Origin of the sequence: Streptomyces sp. HNM0645, from assembly GCF_030056615.1 — a bacterium.
GTDB lineage: Bacteria > Actinomycetota > Actinomycetes > Streptomycetales > Streptomycetaceae > Streptomyces > Streptomyces marianii.
The window spans coordinates 51476-69302 of sequence record NZ_JASHLT010000033.1; the positions used below are offsets into that span (position 1 = coordinate 51476).

20 protein-coding genes are annotated in these 17827 nt (G+C 72.9%); 15 read left to right on the top strand and 5 right to left on the bottom strand.

Annotated elements, in window-relative coordinates; translation table 11 throughout:
• Nucleotides 1-27: 27 nt before the first annotated feature.
• The 6 genes from QMZ92_RS22575 to QMZ92_RS22600 all read left to right on the top strand — a co-directional run bounded on the left by QMZ92_RS22575 (nucleotide 28) and on the right by QMZ92_RS22600 (nucleotide 5773).
• The gene (locus tag QMZ92_RS22575) at nucleotides 28-528 is read left to right on the top strand and encodes a MarR family winged helix-turn-helix transcriptional regulator (RefSeq protein WP_283299230.1); all 501 of its coding nucleotides are present in this window, start codon (nucleotides 28-30) and stop codon (nucleotides 526-528) included.
• Between the two features lie 138 nt (nucleotides 529-666).
• Complete coding sequence (locus tag QMZ92_RS22580; protein WP_283299232.1) at nucleotides 667-1746, top strand: NADH:flavin oxidoreductase/NADH oxidase; 1080 nt, start codon at nucleotides 667-669, stop codon at nucleotides 1744-1746.
• Nucleotides 1747-1952: 206 nt separating this feature from the next.
• Entirely contained in the window at nucleotides 1953-3041 is a 1089-nt protein-coding gene (locus QMZ92_RS22585; protein WP_283299234.1) for a WD40/YVTN/BNR-like repeat-containing protein, read from the top strand.
• A gap of 47 nt (nucleotides 3042-3088) precedes the next feature.
• On the top strand, nucleotides 3089-3751 hold the full coding sequence (locus tag QMZ92_RS22590; RefSeq protein WP_138057892.1) for a uracil-DNA glycosylase: 663 nt from the start codon (nucleotides 3089-3091) through the stop codon (nucleotides 3749-3751).
• The gene (locus QMZ92_RS22595) at nucleotides 3748-4764 is read left to right on the top strand and encodes an N-acetylglucosamine kinase (RefSeq protein WP_283299235.1); all 1017 of its coding nucleotides are present in this window, start codon (nucleotides 3748-3750) and stop codon (nucleotides 4762-4764) included. Before QMZ92_RS22590 ends, QMZ92_RS22595 begins: the two co-directional genes overlap by 4 nt.
• Nucleotides 4765-4852: 88 nt before the next feature.
• Entirely contained in the window at nucleotides 4853-5773 is a 921-nt protein-coding gene (locus tag QMZ92_RS22600) for a sirohydrochlorin chelatase (RefSeq protein ID WP_283299236.1), read from the top strand.
• A 490-nt stretch (nucleotides 5774-6263) separates the two neighbouring features.
• On the opposite strand, the gene QMZ92_RS22605 is transcribed toward QMZ92_RS22600, so the two are convergent.
• Nucleotides 6264-6896, bottom strand: a complete 633-nt coding sequence (locus QMZ92_RS22605) for a hypothetical protein (RefSeq protein ID WP_283299237.1) — start codon at nucleotides 6894-6896, stop codon at nucleotides 6264-6266.
• 25 nt (nucleotides 6897-6921) lie between these two features.
• A complete protein-coding gene (locus QMZ92_RS22610) occupies nucleotides 6922-7845 on the bottom strand; it encodes an NAD(P)/FAD-dependent oxidoreductase (RefSeq protein WP_283299238.1) in 924 nt (307 codons plus the stop codon).
• A 97-nt stretch (nucleotides 7846-7942) separates the two neighbouring features.
• Here QMZ92_RS22610 and QMZ92_RS22615 point away from each other — a divergent pair, with 97 nt between their 5' ends.
• The 3 genes from QMZ92_RS22615 (at nucleotide 7943) to QMZ92_RS22625 (ending at nucleotide 9246) form a co-directional block, all read left to right on the top strand.
• Entirely contained in the window at nucleotides 7943-8272 is a 330-nt protein-coding gene (locus QMZ92_RS22615; protein ID WP_283299239.1) for an SAM-dependent methyltransferase, read from the top strand.
• Between the two features lie 180 nt (nucleotides 8273-8452).
• Entirely contained in the window at nucleotides 8453-8602 is a 150-nt protein-coding gene (locus QMZ92_RS22620; RefSeq protein ID WP_283299240.1) for a hypothetical protein, read from the top strand.
• A gap of 38 nt (nucleotides 8603-8640) precedes the next feature.
• A complete protein-coding gene (locus QMZ92_RS22625; protein WP_283299241.1) occupies nucleotides 8641-9246 on the top strand; it encodes a TetR/AcrR family transcriptional regulator in 606 nt (201 codons plus the stop codon).
• Nucleotides 9247-9531: 285 nt separating this feature from the next.
• Here QMZ92_RS22625 and QMZ92_RS22630 read toward each other — a convergent pair whose 3' ends face one another.
• The 3 genes from QMZ92_RS22630 to QMZ92_RS22640 form a co-directional block, all read right to left on the bottom strand.
• Complete coding sequence (locus tag QMZ92_RS22630; RefSeq protein ID WP_283299242.1) at nucleotides 9532-10587, bottom strand: lactonase family protein; 1056 nt, start codon at nucleotides 10585-10587, stop codon at nucleotides 9532-9534.
• Between the two features lie 81 nt (nucleotides 10588-10668).
• Nucleotides 10669-11832 carry a nitric oxide synthase oxygenase gene (locus QMZ92_RS22635; protein WP_283299265.1) on the bottom strand — a complete coding sequence of 388 codons (1164 nt, stop codon included), beginning with the start codon at nucleotides 11830-11832 and terminating at the stop codon, nucleotides 10669-10671.
• Between the two features lie 491 nt (nucleotides 11833-12323).
• Nucleotides 12324-13835 (bottom strand): FUSC family protein, encoded by a 1512-nt coding sequence (locus QMZ92_RS22640; protein ID WP_283299243.1) that lies wholly within the window; start codon nucleotides 13833-13835, stop codon nucleotides 12324-12326.
• 477 nt (nucleotides 13836-14312) lie between these two features.
• Here QMZ92_RS22640 and QMZ92_RS22645 point away from each other — a divergent pair, with 477 nt between their 5' ends.
• The 6 genes from QMZ92_RS22645 to QMZ92_RS22670 all read left to right on the top strand — a co-directional run bounded on the left by QMZ92_RS22645 (nucleotide 14313) and on the right by QMZ92_RS22670 (nucleotide 17575).
• Nucleotides 14313-14438, top strand: coding sequence for a hypothetical protein (locus tag QMZ92_RS22645; protein ID WP_283299244.1), 126 nt, complete (start codon nucleotides 14313-14315; stop codon nucleotides 14436-14438).
• Between the two features lie 136 nt (nucleotides 14439-14574).
• Nucleotides 14575-14805, top strand: coding sequence for a hypothetical protein (locus QMZ92_RS22650; protein ID WP_283299245.1), 231 nt, complete (start codon nucleotides 14575-14577; stop codon nucleotides 14803-14805).
• Between the two features lie 78 nt (nucleotides 14806-14883).
• Entirely contained in the window at nucleotides 14884-15366 is a 483-nt protein-coding gene (locus QMZ92_RS22655) for an Lrp/AsnC family transcriptional regulator (protein WP_283299246.1), read from the top strand.
• Between the two features lie 35 nt (nucleotides 15367-15401).
• The gene (locus QMZ92_RS22660) at nucleotides 15402-16094 is read left to right on the top strand and encodes an HAD family hydrolase (RefSeq protein ID WP_283299247.1); all 693 of its coding nucleotides are present in this window, start codon (nucleotides 15402-15404) and stop codon (nucleotides 16092-16094) included.
• A gap of 145 nt (nucleotides 16095-16239) precedes the next feature.
• The gene (locus tag QMZ92_RS22665; RefSeq protein ID WP_283299248.1) at nucleotides 16240-16779 is read left to right on the top strand and encodes a VOC family protein; all 540 of its coding nucleotides are present in this window, start codon (nucleotides 16240-16242) and stop codon (nucleotides 16777-16779) included.
• Nucleotides 16772-17575 (top strand): MerR family transcriptional regulator, encoded by an 804-nt coding sequence (locus QMZ92_RS22670; RefSeq protein WP_283299249.1) that lies wholly within the window; start codon nucleotides 16772-16774, stop codon nucleotides 17573-17575. Before QMZ92_RS22665 ends, QMZ92_RS22670 begins: the two co-directional genes overlap by 8 nt.
• Nucleotides 17576-17827 lie beyond the last annotated feature (252 nt).

Below are 17827 nucleotides of genomic sequence, written 5' to 3' on the forward strand. Positions count from 1 at the left end.
TGCTCGCGAGACAGGTACCCTGAACCCATGAACACGACACCGGATGCCGTACCGGACAGGGAGATCCTCCGCCTGGACCGCCAGATCTGCTTCTCGCTGCACGCGGCCTCACGGGCCTTCAACGGCGTCTACCGGGCGATCCTGAAGGACCTCGACCTCACCTACCCCCAGTACCTGGTGATGCTGGTGCTCTGGGAGCACGGCGAGCTGCCGGTGAAGACGATCGGCACCCTCCTGCGACTGGACTCCGGCACACTCTCGCCGCTGCTCAAGCGCCTGGAGGCAGTCGGTTTCGTGGAGCGCCGGCGCAGCGCGGAGGACGAGCGCTCGGTCGCCGTGCGACCGACGGCCGCGGGCGCCGCTCTGCGGGAGCAGGCCGCCCTCGTGCCCCGCAGGATCGCTACGGCCACCGGACTCTCCCTGGAGGAGATCGGCGATCTGCAGGAACGCCTGTCGGCGCTGACCGCCAAGCTCGACGGGGCCGACCTGGACCTCGACCCGCTCGGCGGCTGCGCGGGACCGGCCTGACTCCACGACGGGACCCGCGCGGTCGCGGCGCACGGACCGGCCATCTTTGTACGAGAGACTTCGTAGTTTGACAACCGCCGTACTACGATGACTATCGTACGAGCGTCACCTTCGCCCCGCCGTGAAATGGAGTCCGCCGTGAGCACACTGTTCGAGCCGTACACCCTGCGGTCCGTGACGATCCCGAACCGCGTGTGGATGGCACCGATGTGCCAGTACAGCGCCGAGGCCACGGGACCGGACACGGGCGTCCCCACCGACTGGCACTTCGCCCACTACGCAGCCCGGGCCGCCGGGGGCACCGGGCTGATCCTCGTCGAGGCCACCGCGGTCGCCCCCGAGGGCCGGATCAGCCCGCACGACCTGGGGATCTGGAACGACGCCCAGACCGACGCCTTCCGCAGGATCACCCGCTTCCTCAAGGAGCAGGGGACCGTCCCCGGCATCCAGCTCGCCCACGCCGGACGCAAGGCCTCCACGGACCGGCCCTGGAAGGGCGGCGGGCCGGTGGGCCCGGACTCCGGCGGCTGGCAGCCGGTCGCGCCGAGTCCGGTCCCGTTCGACGAGGGGTACCCGGTGCCCGACGAGCTGACCACGGATCAGATCGCGGAGTTCCCCGCCCGGTTCGCGGAGGCCGCCCGCCGGGCTCTGGACGCGGGCTTCGAGGTGGTCGAGGTGCACGGCGCGCACGGCTATCTCATCGGCGAGTTCCTCTCCCCCCACAGCAACCACCGCACCGACGCGTACGGCGGCTCGTTCGAGAACCGCACCCGGTTCGCACTCGAGGTCGTCGACGCCGTACGGACGGTGTGGCCGCAGGAGCTCCCGCTGTTCTTCCGGATCTCCGCGACCGACTGGCTCGAGGAGAACGGCTGGACCGCCGACGACACCGTGCGCTTCGCCGCCCTGCTCCAGGAGCACGGCGTGGATCTGCTCGACGTCTCCTCCGGCGGGAACGCGGCGCGGGTCCGCATCCCGGTCGGCCCGGGCTACCAGGTGCCGTTCGCCGCCCGGGTCAGGAACGAGACGGCGCTGCCCGTGGCGGCCGTCGGTCTGATCACCGCCCCGGAGCAGGCCGAGAAGGTCCTCGCGAACGGCGAGGCCGATGCCGTGCTCCTCGGCCGGGAACTGCTGCGCAGCCCCTCCTGGGCACGGCTCGCCGCACGCGAACTGGGCGGGCCGGTCCGGATCCCCGACCAGTACCACCGCTCGGTCTGAGCCCGTGGACGAGCGCCTGGTCCGATGCCGTGCGGGGCGCGTCCGGGCCGGCCTCTGGGCGGCCCGGCCCGGGCCGGGCGCGGAGGCGCACCGGGGCCGGGCACGGCCGGGCCGACCTGTGGGAAGGCCCCGTCCGCGGGCCGTTGTCAGCGGGTGGGTGCAGACTGGCTCCCGTCCGCGACAACGGCGTCCTGGAGGTGTCGGCGATGACCGACGTTCTGCTGGCGGTAGGCACGCGCAAGGGGCTCTTCCTGGGGCACGGGAGAGACGGCCGGTGGGAGTTCGACGGCCCCCACTTCAACGCCCAGGCCGTGTACTCGATCGGGATCGACACACGCCGCGGCACCGTGCCGCGGCTGCTGGTCGGCGGGGACAGCGCCCACTGGGGCCCCTCGGTGTTCCACTCCGACGACCTGGGCGCGACGTGGACGGAACCGGCCAAGCCCGCGGTGAAGTTCCCCAAGGACACCGGAGCCTCCCTGGAGCGGGTCTGGCAGCTCCATCCGGCGGGCCCCTCAGCCCCGGACGTGGTCTACGCGGGGACGGAGCCGGCGGCACTGTTCCGCTCGGAGGACGCCGGGGAGACGTTCGAGCTCGTCCGGCCGCTCTGGGATCACCCCACCCGCTCGCAATGGGTTCCGGGCGGCGGCGGCGAGGCCGTGCACACCGTGGTCACCGACGACAGGGACCCCCGCCGGGTGACCGTCGCGGTCTCCACGGCGGGGGTCTTCCGCAGCCGGGACGGAGGCGCCGCCTGGAGCCCGTCCAACGAGGGGGTGTCGGCGGTCTTCCTGCCCGATCCGAACCCGGAGTTCGGGCAGTGCGTCCACAAGATCGCCCAGGACGCCGGCGATCCCGACCGGCTCTACCTCCAGAACCACTGGGGGGTGTACCGGAGCGACGACGGGGGCGCCCGATGGACGGACATCGGCGCGGGCCTCCCGTCGGACTTCGGCTTCTCCGTCGTCTCCCATCCGCACCGCACCGGCGTCGCCTATGTCTTCCCGATCAACGCCGACGCGGACCGGGTCCCGGCCGAGCGGCGCTGCCGGGTCTACCGCACGGCCGACGCGGGCGCGACGTGGGAGCCGCTGTCGCACGGGCTGCCCGAGGGGGACCACTACGGCACGGTGCTGCGCGACGCGATGTGCACCGACGGCGCCGACCCCGCCGGCGTCTACTTCGGCAACCGGAACGGCGAGCTGTACGCAAGCGCGGACGACGGCGACACCTGGCGGCAGCTGGCTTCCCATCTGCCCGACGTACTGTGTGTCCGGGCCGCCACGGTCGGTTGAGGAAGGGCCTCGCGAGGCCAGTAGAGTGACGCCTCGTGGCACGACCGTTGAAAGAGATCGTCGATTCGGGGTGGGCGGACGCCCTGGACCCCGTGGCCGAACGCATCGCCGCGATGGGCGACTTCCTCCGCGCGGAGATCGCCGCGGGACGGACGTACCTGCCGGCGGGCGCGCATGTGCTGCGCGCCTTCCAGCAGCCGTTCGACGAGGTGCGCGTCCTGATCGTCGGCCAGGACCCCTATCCGACACCCGGGCACGCCGTGGGGCTGAGCTTCTCCGTGGCACCCGAAGTACGGCCGTTGCCGGCCAGTCTGGAGAACATCTTCCGGGAGATGCACACGGACCTCGGGCTGCCCCGGCCGTCGAACGGCGATCTGACGCCCTGGACCCGGCAGGGCGTGCTGCTGCTCAACAGGGCGCTGACCACCGCGCCCCGCAGGTCGGCCGCACACCGGGGCAAGGGCTGGGAAGAGGTGACCGAACAGGCCATCCGCGCCCTCGTCGCGCGCGGCAAACCGCTCGTGTCCGTACTGTGGGGCCGTGACGCCCGCAATCTGCGGCCGCTGCTCGGCGACCTCCCTGCGGTCGAGTCGTCCCATCCCTCTCCCAAGTCGGCCGACTACGGCTTCTTCGGCTCCCGGCCGTTCAGCAGGGTGAACGACCTGCTCGTCCGCCAGGGTGCGCAGCCGGTGGACTGGCGGCTGCCATGACCGGGGGCGGCGCGGGCGGTTGGGTCCTCGGGGCCGACTCCGGGGGCTCGGGCCTGCGCGTCGCCCTCGCCCCGGCCGCCGACCCGCCGGCGGCGCTGACCACGGCGTCCCAGGAGCCCGTCCGCACCGGCACCTCCGGGATCGAAGCGGCCCATCTGCTGGGGCAGTTGCTCCCGATGGCCCGCGGGCTCCTACTGCGGGCAGGGGCCGACGCGCCCGTCGCCGTCGCCATCGGGGCCGCCGGGATGGCGTCTCTCGGCGACGAACTGCGGGCCGTACTGCCCGGTGTGCTCTCGCGGGAGCTGGGTGCGCGGCAGGTCGCGCTCGCCGCCGACGCCGTCACCGCCTACGCGGGCGCCCTCGGCCAGCGTCCCGGTGCGGTCGTCGCCGCCGGCACGGGCCTGATCGCGACCGGTACGGACCTCACGAACTGGTGCCGTGCCGACGGCTGGGGCCATCTGCTCGGTGACTGCGGTTCGGGCGCCTGGATCGGCCGGGCCGGGCTGGAGGCCGCGCTGCGGGCCCACGACGGGCGTGCGGGGGGCTCCCCGGCACTGCTGGAACGGCTCGAGGACGTCTTCGGACCGGCGGCGGGGCTGCCGGGTCTGCTGTACCCGCGCACCGACCGGCCGGCCGTGCTGGCCTCGTTCGCACCCGAGGTCGCCCGCTGCGCCGCGGACGACGCGGTCGCCGCGCGGATCCTTTCCGAAGCGGCGGACCAGATCGCGGCCGCGGCCGCGGCCGTCTGTCCGCCCCCATCGGCAGGTGAGTGTCAAGTCGCCCTCACCGGCGGGCTGTTCCGGATGGGCGATTCGCTCCTCGCGCCCGTGCGGGACGCTCTCGCCCGGGAACTCCCGTACGCCCGGCAGGTGTCGGCGGCGGGCGATCCGCTCGCCGGTTCGCTGACCGTCGCCGCCGCACTGGCCTGCGGCACCCTGAGGCTGCCGCAGGATCCGCTCCTGCTCGCCCTCACAACCACCCTTACCGAACAGACCCGGACAGGCAACCATTAACGAACTCATCGGGTAAACACGGACAGACGGTACGCGACCGCCCCCTCCCTGAGCAGGCACGACGGCGAAACCAGTAGCATGCGGCGCCATGAGCTCCCCCACTGGGCCCGCATCCGGCCTCCCTGTACGAATGCCGCGACCCCGCCAGCCCGGGCGGCACCGCCGCCCCGAGCCCGTGGTGGCACCCGAGGGCGCGCCGACCCTCGTGCTCGCCGTGCCCGGCACACCCTCGTCCGCGATACGCAGCCTCGCCGAGGAAGTCGTCAGCATCGCCCGTTCCGAGCTGCCCGGCCTCGAGGCCGCGATCGGTTACATCGACGGCGACGACGCCGAGTACCCCACGCTGGGGAGCGTGCTGACCCGTTCCGCCGCGCTGCGCACCGAGCGCTACGAACTGGCGCGGGCAGCCGGCCGCGAGGTCGCCGAGCCCGAGGGCCCGGCCTCCGTCGTGGTGCCGCTGCTCGCCGGTCCGGACAGCGCACTGGTCCGCCGGATCCGCCAGGCCGTCATGGACAGCAGGGCCACCGCGGAGCTGACGGACGTCCTCGGCCCGCATCCGCTGCTCGCCGAGGCCCTGCACGTGAGACTGTCCGAGGCGGGTCTGGCCCGTGCGGACCGGGCGCGCCTGTTCACGGTCGCCACCGCGGCCGACGGCATCGTCCTGGCCACGGTCGGCGGCGACGAGGCGGTCCAGGCCGCCGGTATCACCGGAATGCTGCTGGCCGCGCGGCTCGCCGTGCCGGTCATGGCGGCCGCCCTGGACCAGGAGGGCGCGATCGCGGCGACGGCCGAGGAACTGCGCACCGCCGGCTCCGCCCAGCTCGCGCTGGCCCCGCACCTCGTCGGACCCGAGGTGCCCGAGGGACTGCTCGAGGCCGCCGCCGCCGAGGCGGGGTGCTCCGCCGCGGAACCGCTGGGCGCCTACCCCGCGATCGGCAAGCTGGTGCTGTCGCAGTACACGACCACGCTGGGCATCACGCCCCAGCCGCAGAGCGTCCAGCCGCGCTGACCGGTCGCCGCTCCGCACGCACGAAGGGCCCGCGCCGGCGCGGGCCCTTCGTGCGTGCCCGTCGGGTGCTCGGGTCCAGCGATCCTCGGGCACACGGGCCCGTCGCGGGTGCAGGGCCTCCTCCGACCCCGGACTCACGCGCACCCGGACCCGCGACGCGCCGGCCCGCCTGGACACCGCGCTGGAGCAGGGCACGACGGGCGGGGTGGAGGACACCGCCCGCCGCGGCGAGCCGTGGATCAAGGTCTCCCCGCCGGGCAAGCAGGAGGAGCCGGAGAACCTCACTGCCTTGAAGGCGGAGATCGAACGCAGGTGGGGCATGATCGACCTGCTCGACATCCTCAGGGAGGCCGAGTTCACCACAGGCTTCACCGGTGAGTTCGCCTCCGTCGCGACCAGGGAGGTGACCGGCAAGGAGGTGCCTGCCCGGCTGCTGCTACCCGGTCAGGGGTGCCGACCTGCCGGGTTCTGGTGGGATTCCGGGTCGGGTCTACCGTTCGCGCGGGCGGGAGCGGAGGCGGAAGAGATAGGCGGCGGCCGGGTGGGTGTAGGCGGTGCCTCTGCCCGCGGCGTGGAGTTGTTCGCGGGTGGGGTGGGGCGGACGTTTGGGCTGCAGGTAGCGGTCGAGGTCGTCGATGGTGAGGCGGTAGCGGCCGGAGCGGTGGTGGAGGACGGCGGCGAGCCGGTAGCGGGGGTCGAGGTGGGCGAGACCGGCGTCGGCGTGGCTGTTGTTGGCCAGGAGCCAGCCACCTGGGCGCAGGCAGCGGGTGGCGTGTTCGGAGACGGGGCCCGCGTACAGGGAGATCACCAGTTCCCACTCGGCCGCGGGTAGTTCCGCGAGGGTGCGGGTGTAGTCGCCGGGTATGAACGCGATACGCGGTTGTTCGGGGTGGCGCCTGTGCCGGGTGGCGAGGGTGGTGGCGTCGGGGCCCTGGAAGGCTTTGCGGGCGCGGGCGTCGGCGTCGAGGTAGGTGACGTCGGGCCAGACGTGGGAGGGGGCGAGGTCGAGGTAGCTGCCGGGGTACAGCACGCGGCGGGCCCCGGTGTGGGCGGCCACGGCCCGGTAGAGGGTGGTGCGGTCGCCGATGCGCTCGATGTAGTCGGTGAAGTCTTGCTCGGTCACGGAGGGCTCCGGTGGTTCGGGGCGGTCAGGCCGGGTGGGCGAAGTGGATGGCGTCGGCGGCTTTGGCGCCGGCTCCGGCGGCGTTCACGGCGCCTTGTTCCCAGGCGGTGGTGAGGTCGCCCGCCGCGTACAGGCCGGGGATGCTGGTCTGCTGGCCGGCTCCGACGGTGACGAAGCCGTCGCCGTCGTGGGCGAGGCCGAGGGTGTCGGCGAGGCGGGTGACGAGGGGGACCTGCCGCTGCGGTGGGGCCCACAGCAGGGTTTGCCTGTGGATTACGGTGCCGTCGGCCATCTCCACCGCGTACAGATCACCGTCGTGGTGATGCAGCCGCGCGATCTCCCCCTGCACGAGATCGCTGCCCGCGGCCCGCAGGGTTCGGCGGGTCTCCTCCGCGCGGTCCATGCCGGGCGGGGCGATGGCGATCACGTCGGCGGACCAGGCCCGGAATCCGGTGGCGGCCATCGCGGCGTAGCCGGGGTCGTCGGCGACCAGGCCCCAGGTGCGCTCAGCGTTCTCCCAGCCGACGCAGAACGGGCAGTGGATGACGGTGCGGCCCCAGCACGCGTCGAAGCCCTCGACACCTTCCGGGTGGGTGTCGATGACGCCGGTGGCCAGCAGGACGGTCCGGGACCGCACCTGCGTGCCGTCGCTGAGCACCGTGCGGAATCCGCCCTCCGACACAGGTGCGATGTCGTCGGCGGCGATGTCCCGGCGCTCGGCCAGTCCGTAGGCGTCCAGCTCGGCCCAGGCCCGCGCACGGACCTCGGCCGGCGTGGCGCCCTCCAGCCCGATCATGCCGTGGACCCCGCGGGAGGCCGCGTTGCGGGGCGCGGCCGGGGACTCCGCGACCAGGGTCCGGTGGCGGTAGCGGGTCAGGGCCAGGGCGGCGGTGAGCCCTGCGGGGCCGCCTCCGACGATCACGGTGTCGTACTGCGCGGTGTCGTTCATGGGGTGCCTCCAGGGCAGGCTGACGAAAAACGAATGACCGATGGTCATATTACTGACCAATGGTCATTCGATCGTTTCCATTCCCCCAGGAGGAACCGTGACGCAGCGCACGCACTCACCCCCGCCCGCCGCACCACACACCGACTTCGACTGGGACGACGTCTACCGCGGTGAAGGCAGTGACACCGCCGCCCCCGACCCGTACCTGCCGGCCCCGGCCGAGAGCCTTGCTCCGGGACGGGCCCTGGACCTGGGCTGCGGCACCGGCGGCGACGCCCTCACGGAGCACGGCCGGCACGTCACCGGCGTGGACGCCTCACCCCGCGCAATCGCCGGCACCAGGGCCACCGCCTGCGCCTGCGGCCTGGACGACCGGATCGAACTCGCCATCGTCGACAGCGCCACCTGGCGACCCGAAACCACCTAGGCATTCGTCCTCAGCACCTACGTCCTGCCGCCCCGCGGCCCGGCCCGCACCGCCACCCTCGCCAGCCTGGCCGCCGCACTCGCCCGGGGCGGAATCCCGGCCCTGGGCGAGTGGGACGAGGAAGCCTGCGGCTGGGGACATCCCCGGGACCTGGCCACCCTCGCCGAGCTGACCGAAGCCTTGACCCTTCTCGGACTGCGGATCGCGCGGGCCGAGCGCAGGCCGGTGCCCGTGCACCACCACCCCGGCCACGAGCAGGAGCCGGCCGAGGACCGCCCCGTGATCGTGATCGCCAGCAGGCCGCATGACACCCTGGAGGCCACGCACTGACCGGCCGCCAGTCAGTCCCCCACCATCGAGGAGAGCCCGTGCCCGCGGAGAGGTCCGCCCCCGCCCAGCCGACCGGACGCTTCCAGCCCCCCGACGTCCGCCGCCGCCAGATCCTCGACGCCACGGCCGCACTGCTGCTGGACGACGGCCACGAAGCCCTGACCATCAGCAAGGTCGCCGCCCGCGCCGGGGTCGCCAAGGGCACGGTCTACCTCTACTTCGACTCCAAGCAGCAACTCCTGGCCGCGCTCCAGGCCGAGATGTGGGACCGCATGCTCCAGCAGCCCACCACCCTCCTGGAGCAGCCCGGGCTGACGTGGACCGAACGTCTCGACGGGCTCGTCGCCGCCTGGATCGCCGCCGAACAGGACCACCACGAGCTCTACCACCGGCTCTTCCACGAACCCGGTGGCAGCACCGAGGAACCCATGACCGCCGCCCGCGATCTGCTCGTCACCCTCCTCACACAAGGCCATGCGGCAGGCGAGTTCGACGTCCCCGACCCCGAACTCACCGCAGACTTCCTCACCCACGCCTACACCGGCCCCTGCCACCACACCCGGACCGACACCGACATCACCACAGCCGTCCAAGCCCTCTTCCGCCGCGTCGTCGCAGCCCGCCCACCGACCCAACCGCATTGAGCGCCGAATTCACCGCGGCAGAGCCCCTCCGGTGACCTCAGAACCGCTTTCGCGCAAAGCCCCTCACGATAGCTTCCGCGACCGGTCATCACCTCGGGCAAGAACCAGGGTCGGCGCCCCTCGGTCGCCACCGTCTACCGCATCCTCGCCGAGGAAACGGACGGCACCGAGTGGGCCCAGGGCATCACCCTCGACCTATCGTCACTTCGTGGCAGCTTCGGGAGCAGAGGGCCCTCTTGCGGAGCCTCCGGGGAGGCCGGGGAGGTCCGGGAGGAGCCGCAGGGCTCAGGCGAAGACCACGCAGGACGCCGCCGGGACGGCGAGCGAACCCGCCGGGTGCGGCACACCGGTCTCGGCGTCGATGTCGAACCAGGTGACGTCCCCGGAGCGCTCGTTGGCCGCGTACAGCCGGCTGCCGGTGGGGCCGAGCACCAGATCGCGTGGCCACTGGCCGCCGCACGGCACGGTCATGACGCGCTCGGCCTCGTCCCCGCCGGCGCCGAGCCGGAGCACCGCGATCGAGTCGTGGCCCCGGTTGGCGGCCCACAGGAACCGCCCGTCGCGGGAGACGGCCAGGGCGGAGGCATGGCTGGGCAGGTCGTACCCGTCGGGGAGCACGGACGCCTCACCGAGCGGTTCCAGCGCTCCCCGGCGCGCGTCCCAGCGGCACGCGGTGAGCGTGGGACGCAGCTCGCCCAGCACGTACACGTGCTTCCCGGCGGGATGGAAGGCGAGATGGCGGGGGCCCGTGCCCGGCGGCAGCGCGGTCTCGGAGTGGAGGACCGGCGCCGCCCCGCCCGCCGGATCGAGCGCGCACACCCGGACCGAGTCGGTGCCCAGGTCGACCGTGAGCACCCAGCGCCCGGAGGGATCGGGGAGCACCTGGTGGGCGTGCGGTTCGCCCTGCCGCTCCGGGTGCGGACCCCGCCCGTCGTGGCGCAGGACGCCGAGGGCGGGCCCGGGCAGGCCGCCGGGGCCGAGAGGGAGACTGCTGACGCTGCCCGAGCCGTAGTTGGCGGTCAGCAGCAGGCCCGGGGCGAGGGACAGATGGGTCGGTCCGGAGCCGCCCACCGGTACCGGCGCCCCGAGCGGTCGGGGCGGGCCCTCGCCACCGATGTCGAAGGCGGCGACCGACCCTTCCTCGGTCTCGGAGACCGCGTAGAGCACCGGCCCGCTCTCCGTCGTACCGGCCGCGAGGTACGACGGGTCGGCGACGGCGTCGGTCGCCGCGGTCTCCGTCAGCGCACCGGTCGCCGGGTCGACGGCGGCCGTGACGATCCCGCGGCCGCCCGCCGAGGTGAACGACCCGATGAACGCCCGTACCGCGTACCCGTGCTCCACTGGGGCCTCCCCTGGTGCTGCGCCGTCCGGCGCTCCCGCCGGCCGGTCGTGTGCCCTTCCCGGCCGACGGTAGCAGGCGGTCTAGACCAAGTCGGGCTCATGCGCGGGCTCCGGTGCCGGCTCCTCGCCCCGGGCCCGGGCGAGCGCATCCGGGTGGTGGACGAACAAGGGGTGTTCCTGCACCGTGTCGTACGTGCGGTGGAAGACGGCGGTCGCGGCGCCGGAGATCGGCGGCACGATCCAGGACCAGTCGGCCCCCACCCGGCGTCCCCGGCCGGCTTCCTGCTCCAGGTGAGCGAGGAAGCGGTGCGACTCCGTGTGGTGGTCGGTGATGGTCACACCGGCCCGGTCGAACGAGTGCAGCACGGCACGGTTGATTTCGACCAGCGCGCGGTCCTTCCAGAGGGTGCGGTCGGTGGAGGTGTCGAGGCCCAGCCGCGCGGCCACGACCGGCAGCAGGTCGTAGCGGTCGGTGTCGGCGAGATTGCGGGCGCCGATCTCCGTGCCCATGTACCAGCCGTTGAACGGGGCCGCCGGGTAGCAGATGCCCCCGATCTCCAGGCACATGTTGGAGATGGCGGGTACCGCGTGCCAGCGCAGCCCGAGCGAGGCGAACCAGTCGTCCTCCGGGTGACGCAAGGGGACTTCGTGCACGGCGTCGTCCGGCAGTCCGAACCAGCGGGGCTTGTCGTCGCTGCCCTGGACCACCAGCGGCAGTACGTCGAACTGCGTACCGGGACCGCCCGGCCACCCCAGGCCCGTCGCGTACGCGGTGAGCCCGGCGTTGCGCGGATCGCCGGTGACCCGGCCGGCGCCGTCGGTGTAGCCCGCGTACCGCACCAGTTGCTCGTTCCAGATGCGAGGGCCGGGGCGGCCGGGGGCGTCCGGTGCGAAGACCGTGATGACCGGCCGGATCCGGCCACCGTTCGTCGCCTCACGCAGATGGGCGGCGGCCTCGGCGGCGATGGTGTCGGCGTCGCGCACGTCGCGGCGGTCACGGACGCGCAGGGAGCGCCAGTAGAGGCGGCCGATGCAGCGGTTGCTGTTGCGCCAGGCCACGCGTGCCCCGTGAGCGAGTTCGTCTGCGGTGTGACGGTACGTACCGGTAGCATCGATCTCGGCGCGCACCGCGGCCAACCGGGCTGCCGGGTCGCCCGCCCCGCGCTCCTCCCGGTGGTAGAGCCGCAGGAACTCCTCGGCCTCCTTGCGCAGTTGTGCGAGGTCGGCTGCCGGTGCGGGCCGCACCGGGGCCGTTCCGGCGGGCCCGGAGTGGCCGACCGGGCACTGCCCCGGCGGAGGAACGGGCTCCGCCCGGACGAGCTGCGCTCCGGCCGGCTGGGGATCCGACGGGCGGGACTTGCGGACGGCGGCTCTACGAAGGAACTTCCGCATGGTGCGCACCCCGGTGTGTGAAGGCTATGTGGATGCCGCCCGATCTACCCCGAACCTGGCCTGATCCACCCTGTAAATGCCAGATGCACGTGCCCAGTTGGGAGCCGCCGCCCGGCGCACGGGGTCCCCGCTGACGCGCGTGCGTCCAGGCGCACGCCGGTAGGCGCCGGCAGCTGCCCGCCGGGCCGGCCGCCCGGGGCGGCGCGGCGGACCGCCGTCGGCCGGTTCACGCCGGACCGGCCGCCTCGCTGCCGTGGGCCGGTGCGCGCAGCGGGAGCCCAGCGGGTCACGGGAGCGCCCGGAGCACCTGGAGCGCGATGGCACGTCGTTGGGTCGCACGTGGTTCAGACGGTGACGAGCGGCGCTCGCGGGGACGTGCGCAGCGGCGTCGCGAGTCCGGCGAGGGCGTCCTCCAGGCCCTGGAGATGTGTGAGTGCGGCCTCGACGCCCGGGTGGTGGTGCGGGGCGACGCCGGCGAAGGCGGGGGCGGGACCGGGCTCAGCGTCGGACTCCAGCGCGCGCACCGCGGCCTCGACCCGCCAGCAGGCTGCGGCGAGCCGGGCGTCGTGAGAGGCGCGGGGGTCCGCCGCGACGGCGGCCAGCCCGCGTACCTCTCGTGCGCAGTCGTCCAGCAGGGCGAGGACCTGCCGGGCCCGGGCCTTACGGGCGCGCAGCGGGCTGAAGGGATGGACCAGGGGCGCCAGGGACATCCGTGCCCGGGCGAGGAGCTGCTCCAGCTCGGCGGCGTGCGGCGCCGGGTCGGCGGTCGCGTCCCCCGCGAGCCTGCGCATCGCGACGGTGGTGCACTCGTGCACACACCGCACGGTCAGCCGGATCCAGGCGTTGGTCGCCGAGTGGGTCGTGACGGGCAGCACGAACGCCACCGCGAGCGCCGCACCCAGGGCGCCGACCGCCGTCTCGGCGAGACGCAGCGCGAGCAGGGCGGGCCCCAGGGCCCCGAGCAGTCCGTACAGGAGCGAGACGAGCACGGTCACCGCGAACATCATCCAGCTGTACGAGACCGGGGCGCTGTAGAAGATCCCGAAGACGCACGCCAGGGTCAGGACGGCCGTCGGCAGCAGCGCGCCCTGGACGGGCATGGCGACGACCAGACCGGCGGCGATGCCGAGGACGGTGCCGAGGACCCTGCGGAAGCCCCTGACGAACGTCTCGCCGCGCGCGCTGGTGTTGACGAAGATCCACCAGGCGGCGCCGACGGCCCAGTACCAGCGCTCGTCGGAGAGCAGCTGTCCGGCGGCGAGGGCGAACGCCCCGGCCACGGTCACCTGGACGGCCTGCCGGGTGGTCGTCCGGCCGAGCCCCGTTCCGGCCGGGAGCGCGGGGGCCGCGGGCGGCGACACCCTCCGCTCGAAGCACCAGGCGCCGAAACGGACGGCGGAGGCGGCGAGGACGGCGAGGACCACGGAGGAGTACAGCTCGGGGATCTGCGCAGGCACCGTGCGCAGGAACTGCGTCACGAAGAAGGTCATGAACGCGAAGACCCCGAGGGCGTGCCCGCGCGGGCCCCAGCGCCGTACGTAGACCGCGGCGCCGGCCACGGCCACGAAGGCGACGTCGCGGGCGCCGGGGGTGGCGTGCAGACCGGCGGCGAGGGCGAGCACCGGAAGACCCACGACGGGCAGCAGGGCGGTGGTGACTGCCTGGTCGCGGACCCGCGGGTCGGTGACCGTGAAAAGAGCCAGGAGCGCGGCGAGCCCTCCGGTGATGACCGCGGTGAGCGTGTGGCCCGTCAGTGCGCACACGGCCACGGCCACGGCGATGCCGAGGACGGCCCGCGTGGCGCTGCGCAGCCGCAGCAGCCCCGGGTCCGGAGCCACGAACACCCTCTTCAGCACTTCTTCCCGCCCTTTCGACGTACCGGCATGAAAAAGGCGCCGCGGGGTCCGCAGCGCCATCGACAGGTATATGAGAACATCCCCTGCCCCACTGGCTCAAGGCAGCCTTGATCCTATGGGCCATTGGCCGGGTCCTGGACGTCGAAGCACCCGAGCGGGCGAGCCATCGGACCAGCCAGGGGGGCACGGGCCGCCGGCCGGGCCCGGCCGGCGGCGAAGCTCACGCGCACCGGACCGGGCCTGGCGTCGGGAAACGGGCGGGGGCCCGGTGGGCATGCGCATGGTGAACGGAGCCGACCGGGCCCCGGTGCCGGATCCCGCGCCGGCCCGGCGGCGCCGAACGGCCCCTGGAAGGCCCGGTCCGCGCCGAAGGCGCCGCTCGGTTCGCCCTTCCGGATCCCCGGGCGGCACGACGCTCTCCCGCCGTGGCCGGATCCCGGTGAGGACGACGGAACGGCCCTGGACGTCCGTGGCCCGGTGGCGACGATCCGTCGTTCGACCGCACTGCGTGCGGGCGACCGGGGCGAGGTGTACGAAGGGCTGGTGACGGATCCGAGGGACGTGGCCGATGTGCTCGGCGGCCCGGAAGGGGGCAGCTGGTGATGACGACGCAGCATCCCGCCGACCGAGGCGGGCCCAGGCCGGGAAAGTTCGACCGACTCGCGGAGAAGGCCTCGAACCTCACCAGCTCACCGGCCTTCTTCGGGCTCTGTCTGCTGGTGGTCGCCGGGGGGTCGCGGTGCACTTCGCGGACGTCTCCCTGAAGTGGAAGATCTTCGCCGGGGAGTGCATGACGGCTGTCACCCTGATGCTTCTGGCGCTGCTGAAGAACTCGGAGCTGCGCAGCGAGCGTGCGCTCCAGCGGAAGCCGGACGCCATCGCCGCCGCGCTGCTCGAATCCCAGGAGGGCGAGCCCGGCAAGGCGCACGAGGACCTCAGAGCCGCCATCCGGATGGAGGAGGAGACCTGACGGGGGCCGGGGCGCGTAAGACTGGGCCATTGGTACAGTCACGGAGGGGAACGACGGGCTGCAGGGAGGCCGACGGCCATGGCGGTGGACGAACTCGACACCCGCATCCTGCGTCTGATGATCGAGCAGCCGCGCACCAGCGTGCGGGAGTACGCGCGCGTCCTCGGCATCGCGCGCGGAACCCTCCAGGCAAGGATCGACCGGCTGGAACGCAATGGTGTGATCACGGGTACGGGTCCGGTGCTGTCCCCCGCCGCGCTCGGTCATCCGGTGCTGGCGTTCGTCCACATCGAGGTCACCCAGGGGCATCTGGACGACGTGGGCGAAGCGCTGGCCGAGGTGCCGGAGATCGTCGAGGCGTTCTCCATCACGGGCGGCGGAGACCTGCTGACCAGGGTGGTCGCCCGGGACAACGGCCATCTGGAGGACGTGATCCAGCGCCTGATCAATCTGCCGGGCGTCGTCCGCACACGGACGGAGATGGCGCTGCGGGAACGTGTGCCGCACCGGATGCTGCCGTTGGTCGAGTCGGTCGGCCGGCGCACCCGCACGGTGCGCTGACCTCGGCCCGGACGGCCGTTCGGCATGCTGGGGGCATGAGCACTGCGCGCACTGCGGTCATTTTCGATCTTGACGGAACCCTGGTGGACAGCGAACCGAACTACTACGAAGCGGGCCGACGCGTCCTCGCCGGGTTCGGCGTCACGGACTTCACCTGGGAGCACCACACCCGCTTCATCGGGATCGGCACCCGCGAGACCCTGGAGCGGCTGAGCGAGGAGTACGGGCTCGACGCGTCCATCGAGGATCTGCTGGCCGGCAAGAACCGCGCCTATCTGGAGCTCGCCCGTACGGGAACCGATGTCTACCCGGAGATGCGGAAGTTCGTGGAGCTGCTCGACGCGGCGGGCGTACCCATGGCCGTGGCCTCCGGTTCCTCCCGCGCCGCCATCGAGGCGGTGCTCGCCTGCACCGGCCTCGACGCGTACCTCACCACACTCGTCTCCGCCGAGGAGGTCGCGCACGGCAAGCCGCGCCCCGACGTGTTCCTGGAGGCCGCGCGCCGACTGGGCGCCGACCCGGCCCACTGCGTGGTCCTGGAGGACGCCCCGCCCGGGGCCTCGGCGGCGCACGACGCAGGTATGCGCTGCATCGCCGTCCCCTACGTGCCGGACACCTCCAAGGACGAGGCGTTCCGCACGGCGGGGCTGATCTTCCCGGGTGGACAGGCGGAGTTCACGGCGCAGGCGGCGTACGACTGGATCGGGCGGTCGGCCCCGGCCCTGTGAGGCCGTATCGCCCCCGGGCACGGCCGCAGCGGGTGCGGCAGGCCCTGCTTGTACCCGGCCACCACGTCGGTCGCGTCGTCGGGGCAGGGCGAGATTCACGAACCGGCTTGACCCTCACGTTGCGTGAGGCCGGAGAGTGGGACACATGAGCGACTACTACAACGCGTTCGAGATGAGTCCCGTGCCCGCTCCCGGTCCGGATGCGGTTCCGCCGGAGCCGTTCCGTGGCATCTACGGAATGCCCGCGTTCGTGACGATCCCCACGAGCGACTTGGCGGCGTCGGTGGACTTCTGGACTCGTGGACTCGGGTTCTTCGAACTGTTCGGCATCCCCGGCACGCTTGTGCATCTGCGCCGGTGGGCGTTCCAGGACGTACTCCTCGTCCAGGCGGCGAGCGTTCCGGACCGGGCACCTGCGATGAGCTTCGGTTTCGCGTGCGTGCTCAGCGAGGTCGATTCCCTTGTCGAAGCCTGTCGTGCGGTGCGCCCGGACTCGGTCGACGGCCCCCGGGACACCCACTGGAACACCCGCGACGTGGAGGTGGTAACCCCCGAGAACGCACGGATCGTCTTCACTGCGGCGAAGCCCTTCGATCCGGCCAGTCAGGAGGCGCGGAACCTTGAAGCCGTCGGGATCACCCCGCCGCGCGGTGTTCGCGGCGGCAGTAAGGAGGAACATGCCTGATGCCGCTGACGCCGACGGCCTGACCGTCGGTCAGGTCTCGGCGCTCGTAGGCGTGACGGTCCGCGCGCTGCACCACTGGGATGAGATCGGTCTGGCGCGACCGTCGCTGCGCACGGCTGCCGGATACCGGCTCTACACCGCCGGTGATCTGGAACGCCTGCACCGCGTCGTCGTCTATCGTGAGATCGGTCTCGCTCTGGACAGGATTCAGGTCGTCTTGGACGACTCGGCCGCAGACGTGCCCGGCGCATTGCGCGCACAGCGCACCCGGATTGCTGAACGGATCGACCGCCTTGAGGAGCTCAGCGCCGGACTGGACCGGATGATCGACGCCCACGAGCGCGGCACGCCGCTGACCGTCGAGCAGCAGGCCGCGCTCTTCGGCCCCGAGTGGAACCCGGACTGGCCTGCCCGAGCCCGTCAGCGCTACGGGGATACGACGCAATGGCGGCAGTACGCCGAACGCTCAGCCTCTCGCGATCCGGAGGAATGGCAGGCCGTCGCCGACGCCATGGCCGGCTTCGAACGCGCCCTCGGGGATGCGATGGACGCCGGCGTCACATCCGGCGACCCGGAAGCGCATCAACTTGTTGAGTGGCACCGCGAAGTCTTCGCCCCGTACTTCCCCCTCACCAGGCAGATGCAGGTCTGTCTCGGCCGCATGTTCGAGGCCGATCCGGAATTCGCCGCCCACTACGACGGCATCCGCGCGGGCCTTGCCACGTGGTTCCGTCGAATCATCGACGCCAGCGCGCTCGCCCACGGCATCGACCCCGACACCGCGACCTGGCAGTAGAGCGCGGGGCCGGACCTGGCCGCGGCATCGTCCGGTGGCAGAGCTCGACTGCGTGAGGCCCGGCACCGCCATGCTGAAGGCGCGAATCCGCTGGTCGACGCGAGGTCATGCGCGGGTGGCCCGCGCTCGACCGGTGCCCGCGGGGCGGGCAGCGCGCGGTGAACGGCTTGCCGGGTTGGTGTGAGGCCGCGGCCCGGCGCCCCCGCTGTCGCCAACCCCGACCACGCTCCGCCAGGGTGCCGTCCAGCAGGA